This is a genomic window from Solimonas soli DSM 21787 (genome assembly GCF_000474945.1).
GTDB classification, from domain to species: domain Bacteria; phylum Pseudomonadota; class Gammaproteobacteria; order Nevskiales; family Nevskiaceae; genus Solimonas; species Solimonas soli.
In genome coordinates this window covers 368,433-387,160 of sequence record NZ_AXDW01000004.1, presented here as the reverse complement: position 1 = coordinate 387,160, position 18,728 = coordinate 368,433, and the positions used below count along the sequence as shown (strand labels likewise).

Here is an 18,728-nt window from a genome sequence, read left to right as displayed (position 1 = left end):
CTGATCATCACGATCCCGGTGCAGACGCACGCGGTGAAGCTGGACATGCCGCAGGCGACGCCGCCGGCGACGGACGCACCGCCGCCGCCGTCCGTGGAACTGGAGATCGACTTCGACGGCACGTACATCTGGAACGGCGAGGCGATCAGCCGCGACGTGATGAAGTACCGCTTCCAGCAGGCGGCCAAGGAAGATCAGCAGCCGGAGTTTCACATCCGGCCGAACCGGCTGGTCGAGTACAAGTACGTCGCCGCGGCGCTCGCCGACGCACAGCGTCTCGGCGTCACCAACATCGGCATCGTCGGCAACGAACAGCTGTAGTGAGAGGAAGCCATGCGCGCCAGTTTTCGCACGTTCATCATTACCGGATTCCTTTCGATCGCCCTTGGCGCTGCCCAGGCTGCTGACAAGCCTGTGCTGCGTTCCGAGGTCGGCAAGCCGCTGCAGGAGGCGCAGACCGCGCTGCAAGGGAAGGACTATAAAACCGCGCTCGGCAAGATCGACGAGGCGGGACGGATCGACAGTCTTACGCCCTACGAGGCGTACATCGTGGAGCGCATGCGCGCAATCGCCGCCACCGGCGCCGGCGATATGAGCCTCGCGCTCAAATCATACGAAGCGGCTCTGGCTTCGGACCAGATGCCAGAGGGCGACAAGCTGCAGGCGTTTGACGCCGCGGCCAAGCTCGCATACGCAGAGAAGAACTACGGAAAGGCGGCCGACTACATCGGAAAATATCGCAACGCCGGTGGCGACAGTGCGCAGACGCTCAGCCTTCTTCCGCAGGCGCTATACCTGTCCAACGATCTCGCGAGTGCGCAGAAGGAACTCTCGGCGCTGATCGCGAAAACGGAGAAAGCCGGGCAGACGCCGACGGACGTGCAGCTGCAACTGCTGGCGAGCTGCGCAAGCAAGCAGGGCGACAATGCCGGCTACCTAGTGTCCTTGCAGAAGCTCGTGCGCTACTATCCCAAGGAGAGCTACTGGAAGGACCTGATCCTGCGGACCGCGGGCAAGCCGGGTTTCTCAGAGCAGTTGACGCTCGACATGTATCGCTTGATGAAGGCGACCGGCACGCTCGACAAGGCCAACGATTATATGGAGGCCGCGCAGTACGCCTTGAAGGCCGGCTTTCCCGGCGAGGCCGACCAGTACGTGCAGCTGGGATACGCGCAGAACCTGCTCGGGCAGGGTCCCGACGCCGACCGCCACCAGCGCCTCAAGGTCATGGTCGCGCAGAAGATCAAGGAGGATCGGAAACTCCTCGCTGAAGGCGAGAAGGCCGCGGCAGCACAGGCGGCCGGCGATGCGCTGGTGGCGACGGGACTGAATTATGTGGGGTACGGGCAGTACGACAAGGGCATCGCGCTGATGCAGCAAGGCATCGCCAAGGGCGGACTGAAGAAGCCGGACGAAGCGAAGCTGCATCTCGGCTATGCGCAGATGCTCGCCGGCAGGGCTGCGGATGCGAAAGGCAGCTTAAAGCTGATCACCGGTGAGAACAGCGTGGCCGACATCGCCCAGCTTTGGACTTTGGTGAAGCAGCCCGGAGAACCAGCGACTTACCGCGCTGCGGGGCAGCGCGACATGAGCTCGCCGTAGGCGCTGTCGAAAAATCAATGTTTTTCTGAAAAAAATCATAGAAATCGTTTATGTAAATTTTTTCAGCCTAAACCTCATATAAAAACCAAGCCCCCGACCCCTGGGGGCTTTTTGCTGGGCGGCGGTCATGGCTCGTCGTGCGATTGCATCGAAAATGTCGATTCGTGCCCATGTCGAAGGGGAAGAAGCGATAACGACTTTATCGATGCATCTTCATGTGCCGCGCCGACGCATCCTCGTGCATCGCCGGAAAACTTTCCTTGAGGGTCTGGTTTGTTCCATTAATTTCAAGAGAGCTGGTGCTAGAAAAACGCATTTTGCTTTAATTTTGTGCGGGTCAAAGGGATCGCTATTATCAATCCTGTGCACTTGAAAATTTTTTTGCTTATTGCCCCAAGCCGGAGATCGGCACGAAACTTGCTTTTACGATGATATCCGCAATGCAGCGGTTTTTCTCGTTGGTCCTGCCGTGGGGAGTGCGCATGGACGTTACGTCCAAAGGGGTATTTGAGGTTGACGAGGCTCAGCGATGCAATGGCGCATCGGAGGGCGAGCCCCTGTCGGTACCCGCCGCGATCCAGCGATACCATGGGTCCTTGCTTCAATTTCTGCGGCGGCGGCTACGTTGCCCCGAAGATGCTCACGATGTCGCGCAGGAGACTTACATCCGCATGATGCGCTACGAAGGGACGCGCGACATTCGCTCTCCTTCGTCAATGCTGTTTCGCATCGCCAGCAACGTCGCGAATGACCTGGAGCGGGCGGAGCAGGCCCGCCACGTCACCGGCCAGTGCACTCTCGACGACGTCGATCTCGCCTCCGACAATCCGTCGCCCGAGCGAGAACTTGCCGGCCAGCAGAATCTTGCCTTGCTCTATGAGGCGATTGCGGAACTGCCGCCGAAGTGTCAGCAGGTGTTCTTACTCAGTCGGGTGCGTCACATGACGTACCCCGAGATCGCCCGGCATTGCGGCATCTCGGTCAAGATGGTCGAGAAGCACATCAGTCGTGCACTTGCTTTTTGCGCCAAGCGGGTAGGGGGAGACGCGGACGTTACGTCATAGGCATATGGTGGATGACAAGAAAGAAGTAATGGAAAGGGTGCTAGAGGAGGCCGCCGACTGGCATGTCCGGCTGTCGACGGCGGATTGCGGTCCGAAGGATCGCATCGATTTCGAGCGCTGGCTCGCCGGGAGTGAGGCGCACGCGCGCGCGTATACGCGCGTGAGCGGCGTTTCGCGGCAGCTCGACGTGCTGGCCGAACGGGATGCGCGCCTGCGGGCGCTGGCCGATCGGGCCTACGCGGCGTCGGCGGCCGTTCGCACAGTGCGGACGAAGCGGCGGCGCGTACTCTGGGCGCTTGCGGCCAGTGTGGTCGCGAGCTTGGGCGTCGTGTCGCTTCTGCGCTACGAACTGCCCGCACACGGCGATATCGCTCGCTACGCAAGCCCGCAGTACGAGCGCCGCGACATCGGGCTCGCGGACGGCTCGACCGTCACGCTCGACGCGGACAGTGAAATGACGGTCGATCTCGCCGGTCATGAGCGTCGCATCGAACTGTTGCGCGGGCGGGCGGTGTTCGAGGTGCATCACGATGCATCGCGTCCGTTCGTCGTGCATCTCGGGCGCGAGCGCGTGACGGCGCTCGGCACCGTTTTCGAGGTATGGCGCATGGACAGCCAGACCTTGGTCACGCTCGAGGAAGGATCGGTATTGGTAGCGAACGAATCCCAGTCCGCGGGTCAGGGCGAACGACTGGCGCCCGGCGAACAGATCAGTGTGCCGGCGGGATCGCCGCCGACGTCGTGGAGCCGCCGGTCCGTCGATGCCAAGCTGGTGACGAACTGGTCGCAGGGCCGCCTGGTATTTCGTGGCACACCACTTGCGACAGCGCTTTCCGAGATCAACCGTTATTCCGCGAAGAAGGTCCTGATCGGAAGCCCGGCCCTGGCCGATGTCCCCGTGAGCGGCAGCTTCGTGACGGGCAACAACGATGTCGTGGTACCGGCGCTGGCGGCGCTGTTGTCCGTTGATGCGATCGATAACGGCAGCGAGTTCGTTCTGTATCAGCGGAATTAGGAATTAGGTTGTGAGCGTCACGCGCGTCGGCTCAGGGAAATTTCATCTAATGCGATGTCAGAGTAATGTGCAGCAGATGCAAAGGCGTTCCCTTCGGCGTTCTTCGCCGGTTAGCACGAGAGCGATCACGCCATTCTGACAAGCCCGTGAAGCGCGACAGGCGCGGACGAGGCCGGGTCGTATTGTGTGGCGCACTGCAATGGGCGTCCATCGCCTGCCAGGGACTTGCGTGCCCGGCGGCATTGTCGGCCACTCCCGTCGCCGCCACGGTCACCGCCTTGGCGAGCTTACGCACCGTGGTCAGCCATTTCGATATCCCAGCGTCCAGGCTGATCGACGCTCTGAATCGGTTTGCCGAACAGAGCGGCCTGCAGGTCGTCTACGACGATCGTCTCGTCGCCGACCGGGAGGCGCCGGAAGTTAACGGCACGATGAGCGCCGAGCAGGCGATGCAGATGCTCCTCGCCGGAACGGACTTGGTCTGGCAACGGCTCGACGATTATTCGATGGTCGTGCACGGGCCGACGTCCGTGGGGTCGTCATCGCGCGCAGAGCGACCGCTTCCGCAACTGCCCATGCTGGACACCATCGTCGTTCTGGGTCAGCACGGGCAAGCCGAGAAAGCGACTCCCGACGTAGCCAGCAGCGCTAGCTTCGGCCTGCCCAAGCGCCTGTCGGAAACGCCGCGATCCGTCACTATTCTCGACCGCGACACCATCGACCTGTTCGGCGTCGATGCGGTCGAAGACATGGCCCGCATCGTGCCGGGCACGTACACCACGACGCGCTTCGGCATCCAGGGCGGTATCGACGTGCGAAACTCCGCGGCCGACACGTTCTTTCGCGGGATGAAGCGGCTGAACCTGCAGGGACACGCGCCCTCGGTGCTGTCGGCGATGGACTCGATCGAAATCGTGCGCGGTCCTCCGTCACCGATCTACGGAATGAGTCGTATTGGGGGCTACAGCAACATGGTGCCGCGCTCAGCACACGCCGCCAATGGCGCTTACCTCGACAAGCCGCAAGGTGCGGTGCAGACCGGGTTCGGCAGCTACGACGAGAAGATGACGTCGATTGGCTACGGCGGTCCGCTCGATCTCGCGGGCCACAAGAGCGGCTACTACCTTTATTCGCTACTCGACAATTCGAACACCTACACTGAGTACGTTCCGTTGCATTCCGCGCTCGGACAGGCTTCCATTGCCATAGACCGGTTCGCGGGGCCGATGCGCCTCGAAGCGGGAGTGACCTACCAGCGTTCGCGCACCGCCGGCGCCATGATCGGCCGCGTCACGCAGGAACTGATCGACAGCGATCGCTACGTGCGCGGCACGCCGCTGATCGATCTGGACCTGGATGGCAGCGGTTCGATCAGCTACCTCGAGTACCAGCAGGCCTCGCCGGCGCGCGGCACGCTGGCCGCCGGCAATCAGCCTTTGCGCCAGTACTGGAGCTGGCCGCGCGACGCCAACGGGAAGCCGCTCAACGTGGAGCGCTTCCCGACGGTCGCCGGCATTCCCGAATCGATGCACGACTACCTCGATGCACACCCGGAGGCAGATCCGACTGGTGTGCTGCGCGCGCAGCCCGTGGGAGGGGTGGTGCCAGCCTCTGGGTTCGTTCCGATCGGCATGGTGCTGGATCCACGCTCGGTGGGCTACGACAAGCTCGACCTGCGCCGTGGCGCGTCCTACGAACGTGATCTGCTCGCACGGTTTCTCACGCTCTATGCTGATCTGATCTACGACAGCGATCCCGCTTTCACCGTCAAGAACCAACTGTTCTTCGACAGCATGGACCAGTACAAAAGCTCGAATCAGCCGTTCGGCGATATCCAGAAACCATGGGTGGCGGAAGAGAAGCTGACCGCGACGCGCGACATTCCCGGAGTTCCATCCTGGCTGCGCGTCAACGCGCTCGGCTCGATCAACTTCCGCTACACGTATTCGCCTAGCGACATCTGTTCCGGCGACTTCAGCAACACGCGGACCGATGCAATGGCGCCGACCTGGCATGACGCGCCGGGCGGCATGACGGCCAACACGACGTTCGTGAACTGCGTCGAGAACAGCGATATCTTCAATGGCGGCTATCCGTTCACGAGCGTCGGCCTGACGAAGTATTCGCAGCTGGGCATCGGCACGCTGTTCGATGTCCGGCTGTTCGGAACCACGGATCTGATGGTTGGCGGGCGCTGGGACGGCTCGGAAGCAAGGAACGTGGAGTTCGCAAGCGCGTACAACCTCAATGCCGGCACCTCCGCGTCCCCGGGCGCCCCAGGTGTCGGCTCGAAGGCGAGCGGCTGGGACGACGGCACTACCTGGTCCATCAGCCTGTCGCAGGAACTGCCTTATGGCCTACGCCCGTACCTCACCCTGGCACGCGCCAGCGTGATTCTCGACAGCTCGACCAACCGCATCACCAACAGCGTCATCAACAAGGGGCACATCGGCCAGTCGCAACTGCGCGAACTCGGACTCAAGGCCAGTCTTTTTGACGAACGCATGCTATTCAGCATGGCCGCCTACGACCAGCGGCGCATCGGGGTGACGGACGCCGACGACGCGAGCCTCGGCTCGGCCGAAGTGTCCTCGACCATCACGCGCGGAGCGGAGGCTGAGCTCAGATGGCTGTCGCCGCGCGCGATGCTCTCGCTCTACGCGCTGCGCCAGACGACGGTCTTCAGTCCGAACCGCGGCGGTCCGATGATGATCGACGCCAGGGCACTCGGCTTCCAGGACGTCGTCGATCCGCAGACAGGCGCGATTGTCTATCCCGCGGAAGCCTTTCTCTACGGCGGTCAGGCGCTCATCGTGCTTCCTGACAATGTCGCGGCCTACCGTCGCAAGCAGGGAAGTCCGAGCACGCAAGTCGGCTTGAATGCGGCTTACTCGTTCTCAAGCGGTATTGGCCTGACCTTGGGCGCTCAGTATCTATCGAGTACCTATGCGGGCCGGCTCAAGCGGATCGCGCTGCCATCGTCGTTGGTCGTTGATGCGGGTCTGTTTTGGGAATCTGGTCCACTGCGCATACAGCTCGATATCTCTAACGCTCTGGGCGAGCGCTACTTCCGCGGCCGCAACACGGACTCCTATACCGACTATCCGGTCACGGCGATGGCGGATCGCCACATGCGGACGACGATGCGCTTCGATTTCTGAGACTTCACGTCAATGCTTCGATATGCACAGGTAGGGTGAAGAAGAACCTGCATCGTCCTTGGTGATGACGGTCGTGCGCATTCTGCGGCGGCCGAAGTTATCCAGGGAGATGATATGCGTCGTCGTCGATCGAAGCCGTTCGCACCGAAGCGGCTCCTCCATGTTGCAACGTACGGGCTGTTCTCATCGTATGCCGCACTGGCTCCTGCACTTGCGCTGGCGCAGCAGATCGCCGATGCGTCTCCGGCGGCAACAGGTGACGCAACTGACGACGTGACTGAAGTCATCGTCAAGGGCGAGAAGCAAACGCCGCTCGATATTTCCACCGGGTCTTCACTCGGCTTTGACAAGTCGCTTCTCGAAACGCCGCGTTCCGTTTCGTTCGTCGATGCCGAGCAGATCGATCTGCTCGGCATCTCATCAGTGGAGGACCTGATGCGTGCCGTGCCTGGCACCTACACGACGACGCGTTACGGTCTGCAGGGTGGAATCATGGTGCGTGGTATTCCCGGCGACATGTACTTCCGCGGCATGAAGCGCCTCAACATGCAGGGCCATGCGCGCACCGACCTTTCGGCGATGGATAGCATCGAGGTCATCAAGGGGCCGCCGTCGCAGATTTACGGCATGGGCAAGATCGGCGGCTACACGAACCTCACACCGAAAGCGGGTCGCGCCGCAGACGGCTCCTATTTAGAAAAGCCGACCGGCTTCCTGCAAGGAATCGGTGGTGACTACAACCGCTCTGAGGCTTCCGGCGGCGTCGGCGGCCCGATGTCGGTGCTAGGCAGGAAGGGCGGCTACTATGTCTATGGCTTGCTCGAGGATTCCGACTCGTACGTCGACAAGGTTGGCGTCCAGCAGCGTATCCTGCAGGGCTCGATGAGCGTGAACAATGCCGTCGGTCCGTTTCGCCTCGAGACGGGTGGCCAGTGGCAAAACTCGATCACGTCCGGCGCGTACATGAACCGCGTGACGCAGGATCTGATCGACCACGGAACCTACATCAGCGGCATGCCGATGGCGAATCTAGACGTCAACAGTGACGGCGCCATCGGCTGGGCCGAAACACATCTCGGTTCACCAATTCTCGGACAGGTGAGCTCGGGCAATCGCCCGTTATACCAGACGTTCAGCTGGCAGAAAGATGCGAGCGGCAAGGCGCTGCCGCTCAGCCAGTGGACAAAAAGGCCGGGCATTCCGCAGACGATGCACGATTACCTGATCGCGCACCCGGAGGACGATCCAACCGGGATTCTTCGCGGCCAGCCCATTGGTGGGCCGACGCCCGCATCCGGACAGCTGCCAGTGGGCTTCATGCTCAATCCGGCGGACACGGCTCTCACTCCGGTGAACTACCATGGCAACGGTTCCTATGAGCGCGAGCAGAACGCCAAGCTCGGAGTTCTGTTCTTCGATCTGGTCTACGACAGCAATCCGGACCACACGCTGAAAGCGCAGTTCATCAAGGACGGCATCGATTCGTGGAAGAACTCGCAGCTGCCGTATGGCGAAAAGCAGGACATCCACGCGTGGGAAGAGAAGATCACGGGAACCTTCCGCGTCCCGGACGAAAAACTGCCGAAATGGCTGCGCATCAATACGCTGGCATCGATTAACTATCGGCAGACCACGGGCCTCATCCGCAGCTCCGGCGGCGACTACGATTATCGTCAGGACGTGATGCATCGGCCGTATCCGCAGACGCCCAACACGCTGTTCTGGAACCAACTCGACGACCAGAGCCTCGAGACCGGCGCGCCAAAGACGACTGACCGCTGGAGCAAATACAGCGAAATGGGCATCGGCTTCATGTTCGATGTCGATTTCTTCGAGCAGACCAATCTTGTGGCGGGCTGGCGTGTCGACGGCTCGGATGCCAAGGGCCACGACTACGCGCGCTTCAACGAAAACGCCTCGTACGTCGTCTACAACGAGGACGGCGACGCAGAATACCATCCAAGTTACTTGCCGTATCAGGAAGCGAAAGGGTGGGACGATGGCGTGTCGTGGAGCGTCAGCCTTTCGCAGCAGCTGCCGTGGAATTTCCGCCCATACGTCACCTACGCGAAAACGAGCACTGTGCTCGATTCGTCAAACAATATTCTCGACGTCTCGACCATAAAGAAGGGCCATATCGGGCAGGCCGAGCTCAAGGAAGCGGGTATCAAGGCCAATCAATTCGGCGGCAAGCTGTCGTATTCGGTCGCCTATTATGATCAGAAGAGAAGCGACGTCAGCGCCGCCGACGATCCGACGCTGGGTGCCGAAGTCTCGAGCACCGAAACGAAGGGTTGGGAGGCTGAAATCAGATTTCAGCCGATCCGGAACTTCTATGTTTCGGCCTATGCGAACTTAATGCAGGCGAAGTATCTGGTCGTCGCCAATACGACCTATCAGATCACCGCCCGCCAGCTAGGCTTCGAAGATGTCGTCGACCCGGATACCGGCAAGGTGATCTATCCGGCCGAAGCCTTCGTCTACGGCGGCAAGACCAACATCACGATCCCGGCGGACATCATGAAGGACTATCTGGATCGTGTGGGATTCCCCGAGCATCAATATGGCATCAATGCCAATTACAACTTTAAGTGGGGCCTGGGCGTCCTGATCGGGGCGCAGTGGTACTCGTCGACCTATCTCGACCGCCTGAAGAGCATCGAACTGCCATCGTCGACGATCGCCAACACGGCAATTACCTACGACTATCAGAACTGGCACATGAAGGTGAACGGCTACAACATCTTCGATGAGCGCTACTGGCGCGCCCCGATCAGCGATACCAACCCGAACTTGGTCTCGGCCATGCCGGGTGTTCGCTGGGAGTTCACGGCGCGCTACGACTTCTGAAATCGTACGTCAGCTGCTTCGCTTCGATGCCCATCCGGGATCCGCCACTGGTGGCGGATCCCGCGATATCGCTCCAACTTCCGGAACGCATCGCAAGAGCGTCGTTAGCATCGCCGAGCGCGGTTTCTCTTTCCGATGATGCTGCCCGTCGACAAGCCCGACACGGCTTTCGCTCTATTGCCGGCAAGCCTCAAGTCGTTCCCGTCCTGCAACTTCACATGAGCTTTCCATGAATCCGTCGCGTCTCTGTTTCCAGTCGCTGGCGATCGCACTTGCCTGTTCTGCTTCCATCGTACAGGCCGCGACGCTGAATCTCGATACTGCCACCATCGCCGATGTACAGGCCGCCTATCAGGCGGGCCTCAGTTCGGAAAAGCTCACGCTAGCGTATCTCGCCCGCATCGCCGCATATGACAGGAAGGGGCCGGCGATCAATGCCGTCATCACGCTCAATCCGAAAGCGCTCGACGAGGCGAAGGCGCTTGATGCCGAGCGCAAGGCCGGCAAGCTGCGTGGTCCGCTACACGGCATCCCGGTGGTGCTCAAGGACAACTACGACACCCGCGATCTGCCGACGACCGCCGGCTCGCAGTTGCTGCATGGCTCTATCCCACCCGATGACGCCTTCGTCGTGAAGAAGCTGCGCGAGGCCGGCGCCGTCATCGTCGCCAAGGTCAACCTTTCCGAGTTCGCCGGCAGCGGCGGCAGCGTCAGCGGAGCGACCGATCCGGACATTCTCAAGAAAGGCCGTGTGCCGAACGGCTTCAGCTCCGAAGGCGGCCAGACCCACAATCCGCACGACCTGACGCGCGGCCCCTCGGGTTCGAGCGGCGGTACCGGTGCGGCGATCGCGGCGGCGTTCGCGCAATTCGGTCTCGGCACCGATACCGGTGGCTCGGTTCGCGGGCCTTCGTCGGCCAACGGCATCGCCGGCCTCAAGCCGACGCGCGGCCTGATGAGCCGCGACGGCATTGTGCCGCTGGCCCTGTCGTACGATACCGGCGGCCCGATGGCACGCAGCGTGTACGACGTCGCCGTCGCGCTCGGTGCGATGACCGGCGTCGACCCGGCCGACGCGGCGACGCAGCCGAGCGCGGCCTACGCGAAGACCGACTACACGCCGTACCTCAAGAAGGGCGCGCTGAAGGGCGCACGCATCGGCCTCGGGCGCGACTTCATGGGCCGCAATGCCGGCACCGATGCCGTCATCGAGAAAGCCGTCGCCACGCTCAAGTCGCTCGGCGCGACGGTCGTCGACATCAAGTATCCGGAATACATCCTCGCGGCGCAGGGGCCGAACTACAACCTGCTGGTAGCGTCCGAGTTCAAGGCGCAGATCACCGACTACCTGCACACGCTCAAGCCGGGCTTCCCGCGTTCGTTCGACGAAATCGTCGCCAAGGCCAACGATCCGGCCACGCATTACCGCAGCCCCGAGAAGGCCTTCGCGCTGAAGTACACCGCCTCGCAGGCACTCGATCTGAACGATCCGCAGTACCTCGCGCTGAAGAACCAGGAGATGACGGCGATCAAGGCCGGCATCGACGCGCTGTTCGCCAAGCACAAGCTCGACGCCATTGTCTATCCGACCTCGCCGACGCCGGCGACGCCGATCAAGCCGGAAGATCCGCCGCCGAACGGCCGCAGCGGTCCGCGTTCGGCGACCAGCCTCGCCAACCAGACCGGATATCCCGATCTGATCGTGCCGGCCGGCATGACGCCGGAAGGCCTGCCGGTGACGGTGTCGTTCTTCGGCCCGGCCTGGAGCGAACCGAAGCTGCTCGGCTATGGCTACGACTTCGAGCAGGCCACGCACGCCATACGCCTGCCGAAGAACACGCCGGCGCTGCCCGGCGACCAGATCAGCTACTGAAGCGCCGCGACCGCCGGGAGATCCCGTGACAAGACGGAAGATGAAGAAGACCCTGCTGAGCCTGCTGGCCGGGGCGACGCTCGTGGCGGCCGGTCACGGCAACGCGCAGGCAGCGACCTTCGAACTCGAGACCGCTGGCGTTCAGGACATCCAGGCGGCGGTGGACGCCGGCGCACTGACGTACGAAAAGCTGGTCCGGCTCTACATGGCGCGCATCGCGGCCTATGACAAGAAAGGACCGGGCCTCAACGCGGTCATCACGCTGAATCCCAAGGCACTCGAGACGGCGCGAGCACTCGACGTCGAGCGCAAGGCCAAGGGTCTGCGCTCGCCGCTGATGGGCATCCCGGTGCTGGCCAAGGACAACTACGACACCGCCGACATGCCGACCAGCGGCGGCGACTTCCTGCTAGCCGAATCGGTACCCTACGCCGACGCGCCGACGATCAGGCAGTTGCGTGATGCCGGCGCGATCGTCCTCGCCAAGGTCAACATGGACGAGTTCGCGCACGGCGGCGTCGGCTTCTCCTCGCGTCTCGGCCAGACGCGCAATCCGCATGACCCGCGCCGCATCCCGAATGGCTCTTCCGGCGGCAGCGGCGCCGGACTCGCGGCCTGGTACGCGCCGCTGGGGCTCGGTTCCGACACCGGCGGCTCGATCCGCGGTCCCTCGTTCGCCAACGGCATCGTCGGCATCAAGCCGACCAACGGCCTCGTCTCGCGCACCGGCATCATGCCCTGCGTGCTGAGCTTCGATACCGGCGGTCCGATGGCGCGCACGGTCTACGACGCTGCACTGGAGCTGGGTTTCCTGACCGGTGTCGATCCGCGGGATCCGCTGACCAGCACCAGCGCCGGTCTCTACTACCGCGACTACACGCAGTTCCTGAAGAAGGACGCGCTCAAGAGCGTGCGTCTCGGTGTGATCCGCGATCTGTCGGGCACCGATCCGGAAGTCGATCGCGTGTTCGATGCCAGTCTCGCGGAATTGAAGAAGCAGGGCGCCGTCGTCATCGACGGCCTGCACTATCCGGAGATCGTGCTGGCCCGCACCGCCGTCGCGGACCCGATCCGCGACGAGGTCAAAGACAACTACATCGCGTATCTCGGCGGCCTGCGCCCCGGCTTTCCGCGCACGGTGACGGAGATTGCCGAACTTGGCCTCAAGCTCACGCAGCCGAAGGGTGAGTTCAGGCCGCATTCCAGCGTGTTCAAGCGTTTCAAGGCGCTCGGCGAAACGCCGCCGACCACGAGCATCAGCTACACGTATGCCAAGCAGTACGGCATGAAGGCTGTGCAGGGCGGCGTGCTGGGACTGATCGAGCAGCATCAGCTTGATGCCATCGTCTATCCGACGCGGCCCAAGCGTCCCGAGCTGATCGATCCGAAGACGCCGGAGATCGTCGATCGTCCGAAGGCGCCGTCGCTGACCAACATCGCCAACGTCACCCAGTTTCCTGACGTCATCGTGCCGGCCGGCGTGACCAGCGATCACATGCCGGTGACGATCTCCTTCTTCGGTCCGGCGTACAGCGAACCGCGTCTGCTCGCATACGCGTACAGCTACGAGCAGGCCACGCATCACCGCGTGTCGCCATCGACCACGCCGGCGCTGCCCGGCGAAAAGTTCGAGTACTGAGGCAGCGGGACAGCAGGGTAGGGAGCCGCCCGCCGCATACGTCTCATCGATGTGAAAGCCCGGCCGTTCGACGGCGAAGGAGAAACGATGCGCCGTCCGTCCGCGCACACCGTTGCACGTTCCATCTTGTCCGTGTTGTACCGCTTGCGGCATGCGATCGCCACGATGCTGATCGCCGGTACCGCCATTCTCCATTCCGCCGTGGCGGCGGCCGAGACGCCGCAGGTCGAAGAGGCGACGATCGAACGGATTCAGCAGGGCATCCTCGCCCATCGCTACACGGCGACCGACGTTGTCAAGGCCTATCTCGAACGCATTCGGGCGTACAACGGCACTTGCGTGCATCAGCCGCAAGGCGTGCTCGGGTCGGTGACGACCATCGCCGACGCGAGACAGGTCAATGCGCTGATCACCCTGAATCTTCGTCCCGCCGCGCGCAAGAAGTGGGGCTTCGACGCGCACAAGGCGCGCAGCATGACGGATGCCAGGGACGACGACCCGCGCATGCCCGATGCGCTGGAGGTGGCGGCGGCGCTCGATCGCGATTTCGCCGCGACCGGCAGGCTCGTCGGTCCGCTGCACGGCATTCCGGTGTCGATCAAGGACCAGTACGACACCTTCGACATGCGGACGACGTCCGGCGCCGACGCGCCGTACGCCAATGATCGTCCGTCGGAAGACGCAAGCTTCGTGAGCAAGCTGCGCGCCGCCGGCGCGATCATCATCGGCAAGGCCAATATGGGCGAGTACGCCAGCGGCGACCGCAGCTCGTTCGGCGGTGTGAGCTGCAACCCCTACGACACCGAGCGCAGTCCTGGTCGTTCGAGCGGCGGCTCCGGCGCCTCGGTCGCCGCCAATCTGACGATGTGCTCGGTGGGCGAGGAGTCCGGCCCGTCAGTACGCAATCCATCGAAGAACAACAACATCGTCGGCCTGGCACCGACGCAGGAACTGGTCAGCCGTGCCGGCATCGTGCCGGCCTCGTTCCTCAACGACCGCGTTGGCCCCATGTGCCGCACCGTCGGCGACGTGGCGCGCGTGCTCGACGTGATCGCCGGCTACGATCCGAAGGACGAACTGACTGCCTTCGGCGTCGGCCGCAAGCCCGCGCAAGCTTACGCGAGCAGCGCGAGCGCCACGCCGGGCCTGGGCGGCGTGCGCATCGGCGTAATGCGCGAATACATGGACAGGCGCCTGTTCACGCAGGCCGACGCGCAGAGCATCGAGATCGTCGAGCGCGGCATCGAGGTGCTGAAGCAGCTGGGTGCAACGATCGTCGATCCCGGTCCGGGCGGCGCGCTGTTCCAGGATTGCGTCGCGCGCTACACGCCGTCGGCCTTCAATTCCGGCTTCACGCGCCAGTATCCGCAGCTGTTCCCCGCCGGCGCCGATCAGCTTGCGACCCTGGTGGCGATGTCGGCCGATCCGGCGCTGTTCCCGCACGACGGCAAGGCGCCGACCATCCGCGGCATCGGCGGCGATCGTTCCTCCGGCGAGGGCCGCTTCGTGCTGGATCTCTATCTCAAGAAGCGCGGCGACGCCAATATCACGAGCACCGCCGATCTGATCGCGAAGTCGACGTTCTACCGCGACATCCGCCAGGGCTCCGGCTACTCGGACAAGAAGAAGTCGCTGGAAGGCAAGAACGCCGAGCGCACGCTCGACCTGGCGGGCCGCATGCAGCTGCGCTTCGCGCTGCAGCAGATCGCCCTGCAATGCATGGCGGGCTTGCAGCTCGATGCGGTGACCTATCCGACCGGCAACGTGCCGGCGCCGAAGCTCGGCGCGCCGACAGAACCGACCGTCAACGGCCGCTCGGCGCTGGCCTGGACGCTGCTGGGCGCCAATGGCCTGCCGGCGATTTCGGTGCCCGCCGGATTCACGACCGAGGTCTACGACCGCGTCGCCGACGACAAGGCCGAGGACGGCACGCGCCTGGTCGGGCCGGTGAAGGCCGCGCTGCCGGTGAACATCGATTTCCTCGGCCGTCCTTTCGACGAGCCCACGCTGCTGCACATCGCTGCCGCCTACGAGGCGGCCACGCATGCGCGTCGCGCGCCGCCCGGCTTCGGCGCCCTGCGCGACTGATTTCCTTCCACAGACGGATTCGTCCATGCGCCTCGCTTCCGCGTTCCCTCTGTTCTCGCGCTATGCGCTGCTGTTCGGCGCGACCCTGGCCGGCGTCGCCGCTGCGCTGCCCGCCCGGGCGCTCGACATCACCACGGCGACCATCGCCGAACTCGGCGCGGCAATGCGCGACGACGCGCTGAGCGCGGAGGCGCTCACCCGCGCCTATCTGGCGCGCATCGACGCGTATGACCAGCAGGGGCCGCACGTCAATGCGGTCATCACGCTGAATCCGAACGCGATCGAGCAGGCACGCGCGCTCGACGCCGAACGCCGCGCCGGCCATGTGCGCGGTCCGCTGCACGGCATTCCCGTCCTGCTCAAGGACAACTACGACACTTACGATCTGCAGACCACCGGCGGCTCGCAGCTCTTGCTCGGCTCGATCCCGAAGGACGACGCCTTCATGGTGAAGAAGCTGCGCGGCGCCGGCGTGGTGATCCTCGCCAAGGTCAACCTGCACGAGTTCGCGTACAGCGGTGGTGCGCCGAATGGCTACAGTTCGCTCGGCGGCCAGACGCACAATCCGCACGATCCCTCGCGCGGCCCCTCCGGGTCGAGCGGCGGTACCGGCGCCGGTATCGCCGCAGCCTTCGCGCAGTTCGGGCTCGGCAGCGACACGGCGGGCTCGATCCGCAATCCGTCGTCGGCCAACGGCATCGTCGGCGTCAAGCCGACACGCGGCCTGCTGAGCCGCGACGGCATCATCCCGCTGGCGCTGTCGTTCGACACCGGTGGCCCGATGTGCCGCAGCGTCGCCGACTGCGCCATCGCGCTCGGCGCCATGACCGGCGTCGACAAGGCCGATCCGGCGACGGCGGCCAGCGCCGGTCATTTCGAGACCGACTACACGAAGTTTCTCAAGAAGGGCTCGCTGAAGGGTGCACGCATCGGCGTGATGCGCGATTTCTTCGGCCAGAGCCCGCAGACCGATTTCGTGATGGAGCAGGCCATCCTCAGGCTGCAGACGCTCGGCGCCACCATCGTCGATCCGGTCAAGCTGCCGGAGTTCCTCGTGCGTGGCATCGGCCCGATGCACACGATGATGATCGACATCGAATTCAAGGCGCAGATCGCCGACTATCTCAAGACGCTCAGGCCCGGCTTCCCGCGCACGATCGACGAACTGGTCGCCAAGGCTCGCGATCCGAAGACCGCCTACACGAGTCCGTGGAAGCGCGACAGCATGGCGAAGATGGCGAAGGCGCCGGGCATCGACGATCCTCTCTATCTCGCCGCGAAGAATCAGGGTCTGGCGCTGACCACAGCGGTGATCGAGGGTCTGTTCGCGCAGCACAGGCTCGACGCGATGATCTACCCGAGCGTGCCGCGCCCGGCGGGTGAAATCGGCGAGGCGCGTCAGGCGCCGGCCGCGGGCGGCGGCATGAGCGGCCCGGCGGCGCTTGCCAACGAGACCGGCTTTCCCGACATCATCGTTCCTGCCGGCATGACGCCAGGCGGCCTGCCGGTGACGATCTCCTTCTTCGGCCGCGCGTGGAGCGAAGGCCGGCTGCTTGGCTACGCCTACGACTTCGAGCAGGCGACGCACGCCATCGCGCTGCCGAAGTACACGCCGGCCCTGCCGACCGACATCGTCGCGCGCTGAGGCGCAACGTGGACCGGACGGTCGAAACCTCGCGCCGCCGCTTTTTGGCGGTGTTCTCCTCGCTGGGACTGTCCGGCACCCTGCTGCCTGGCGTGCTCTGGGCGCAGCTGCAGGCGCAGGGCGCGGGCAGCGTCGACGCCGCGATGATCCGCGACGCTGCCGCGCTCGCCGGCCTCGCATTCAGCGACGCCGAGATCGACGCCATGATCAAGCCGGTCACCCAGAGCCTCGCGCGCATGCGCAAGATCCGCGAGGCTACGATTCCCAACGACGTCGCGCCGCCGTTCTACTTCAGTCCGCTGACGCCCGGCATGGTGGTCGAGCGCCGGCACCGGCCGCCGCGCTTCGCCGCGACCGGCAAGGTCCGGCGTCCGGCGAATCTCGAAGCGGTGGCGTTCTGGCCGGTCACCCGGCTCTCGGCGCTGATCAAGAGCCGGCAGGTCACATCGCTGGAACTGACGCAGATGTATCTCTCGCGCCTGCGCCAGCACAACGCGCGGCTCAACTGCGTGGTGACGATGCTCGACGACGTGGCGATCGCGCAGGCGAAGCAGGCGGACGCGGAACTCGCCGCCGGCCACGACCGCGGTCCGCTGCATGGCGTGCCCTGGGGCGCCAAGGACATCATCTCGGTCAAGGGCTATCGCACGACCTGGGGCTCGGGCGCGTACAAGGATCAGGTCTTCGACTACGACGCCAGCGTCGTCGAGATCCTGCGCGAGGCCGGCGCCGTGCTGCTGGCGAAGCTCGCGACCGGCGAGCTCGCCGGCGGCGATCAGTGGTGGGGCGGTCGCACCAACAATCCGTGGAGGCTCGACGAAGGTTCCAGCGGTTCGTCGGCCGGGCCCGGCGCGGCGACCGCCGCCGGCTGCGTGCCGTTCGCCATCGGCACCGAGACCGGCGGCTCCATCCTCAGCCCGTCGGCGCGCTGCGGCGTCACCGGCCTGCGCCCGACCTTCGGCCGCGTCAGCCGCTACGGCGTGATGGCGCTGAGCTGGACACAGGACCGCCTCGGGCCGATGTGCCGCAGCGTCGAAGATTGCGCGGTGGTGCTCGGCGCGATCGCCAGGCCCGATGGCCGCGATCTGTCGGTCGGCGGGATCCCGTTCAACTGGGACGCGACGCTCGACTGGCGCCGGCTCAAGGTCGGTTACCTGCCGGCCGCGTTCGACGATGCCGGCCGCGATGCCGACTGGAAGCGCAACGACCAGGCCACGCTCGACCAGCTGCGCGAGATGGGCGTGACGCTCGTGCCGCTGAACGTGCCGGACTTCGATATCGAGACCGTGCAACTCAGCGTCGAGGCGGCGGTTTTCTTCGACGATCTGCTGCGCTCGGGCCGCTACAGGCAGATGACCAACACCGGCCGCGCCGACCGTTTCCGCGCCGGCCGCCTGATTCCCGCCGTCGATTATCTGCAGTCGCAGCGCATGCGCTCGATCATGATGCGCGAGCTCGCTGCTGCGACGGCGGGCGTCGATGTCTATCTCGCGCCGTCGACGCTGGGCGAGCCGCGTCCGCCCGAAGGCGCCGACGCGCCGCTTCCCAGCCCCTGCCAGCGCCATTCGCAGATGGCGAATCTCGCGTGCTATCCGGGCCTCGCGCTGCCCAACGGCTTTGCCGCCAGCGGTGCCCCGACCAGCGTGCTGTTCATGGCGCAGCCGTACGCCGAGGCGCGGCTGCTCGCGCTTGCCAAGGCCTACCAGGACGCCACCGCCTTCCACCTCAGGCAACCGCCGCTGTTCGCCGTCGCCTGATCCACGCCACCTCGCACATCCGGGATTTCACGCC

The 18,728-nt window shown here is 64.3% G+C and carries 11 protein-coding genes; all 11 read left to right on the top strand.

Going from position 1 to position 18,728, the window contains the following annotated elements; translation table 11 throughout:
* The coding region (locus K344_RS0104360) for an ExbD/TolR family protein (protein WP_028079632.1) at window positions 1-321 on the top strand (321 nt) is incomplete at its 5' end.
* Window positions 322-333: 12 nt separating this feature from the next.
* Window positions 334-1,602, top strand: coding sequence for a tetratricopeptide repeat protein (locus tag K344_RS20205; protein ID WP_051361882.1), 1,269 nt, complete (start codon window positions 334-336; stop codon window positions 1,600-1,602).
* 482 nt (window positions 1,603-2,084) lie between these two features.
* A complete protein-coding gene (locus K344_RS0104350; protein ID WP_169729242.1) occupies window positions 2,085-2,666 on the top strand; it encodes an RNA polymerase sigma factor in 582 nt (193 codons plus the stop codon).
* A gap of 7 nt (window positions 2,667-2,673) precedes the next feature.
* Window positions 2,674-3,681, top strand: a complete 1,008-nt coding sequence (locus tag K344_RS20200) for a FecR family protein (protein ID WP_169729241.1) — start codon at window positions 2,674-2,676, stop codon at window positions 3,679-3,681.
* 146 nt (window positions 3,682-3,827) lie between these two features.
* The gene (locus K344_RS0104335; RefSeq protein WP_169729240.1) at window positions 3,828-6,842 is read left to right on the top strand and encodes a TonB-dependent receptor; all 3,015 of its coding nucleotides are present in this window, start codon (window positions 3,828-3,830) and stop codon (window positions 6,840-6,842) included.
* A gap of 114 nt (window positions 6,843-6,956) precedes the next feature.
* The gene (locus K344_RS0104330) at window positions 6,957-9,692 is read left to right on the top strand and encodes a TonB-dependent siderophore receptor (RefSeq protein ID WP_084196973.1); all 2,736 of its coding nucleotides are present in this window, start codon (window positions 6,957-6,959) and stop codon (window positions 9,690-9,692) included.
* A gap of 229 nt (window positions 9,693-9,921) precedes the next feature.
* Window positions 9,922-11,565, top strand: a complete 1,644-nt coding sequence (locus tag K344_RS0104325) for an amidase family protein (protein WP_028079627.1) — start codon at window positions 9,922-9,924, stop codon at window positions 11,563-11,565.
* Between the two features lie 25 nt (window positions 11,566-11,590).
* Entirely contained in the window at window positions 11,591-13,204 is a 1,614-nt protein-coding gene (locus K344_RS20195; RefSeq protein WP_169729239.1) for an amidase family protein, read from the top strand.
* A gap of 87 nt (window positions 13,205-13,291) precedes the next feature.
* Window positions 13,292-15,292, top strand: a complete 2,001-nt coding sequence (locus tag K344_RS0104315) for an amidase (protein WP_157622758.1) — start codon at window positions 13,292-13,294, stop codon at window positions 15,290-15,292.
* 25 nt (window positions 15,293-15,317) lie between these two features.
* The gene (locus tag K344_RS0104310; protein WP_084196989.1) at window positions 15,318-16,937 is read left to right on the top strand and encodes an amidase family protein; all 1,620 of its coding nucleotides are present in this window, start codon (window positions 15,318-15,320) and stop codon (window positions 16,935-16,937) included.
* An 8-nt stretch (window positions 16,938-16,945) separates the two neighbouring features.
* Entirely contained in the window at window positions 16,946-18,694 is a 1,749-nt protein-coding gene (locus tag K344_RS0104305) for an amidase (protein WP_028079624.1), read from the top strand.
* The last annotated feature ends 34 nt before the right edge of the window (window positions 18,695-18,728 follow it).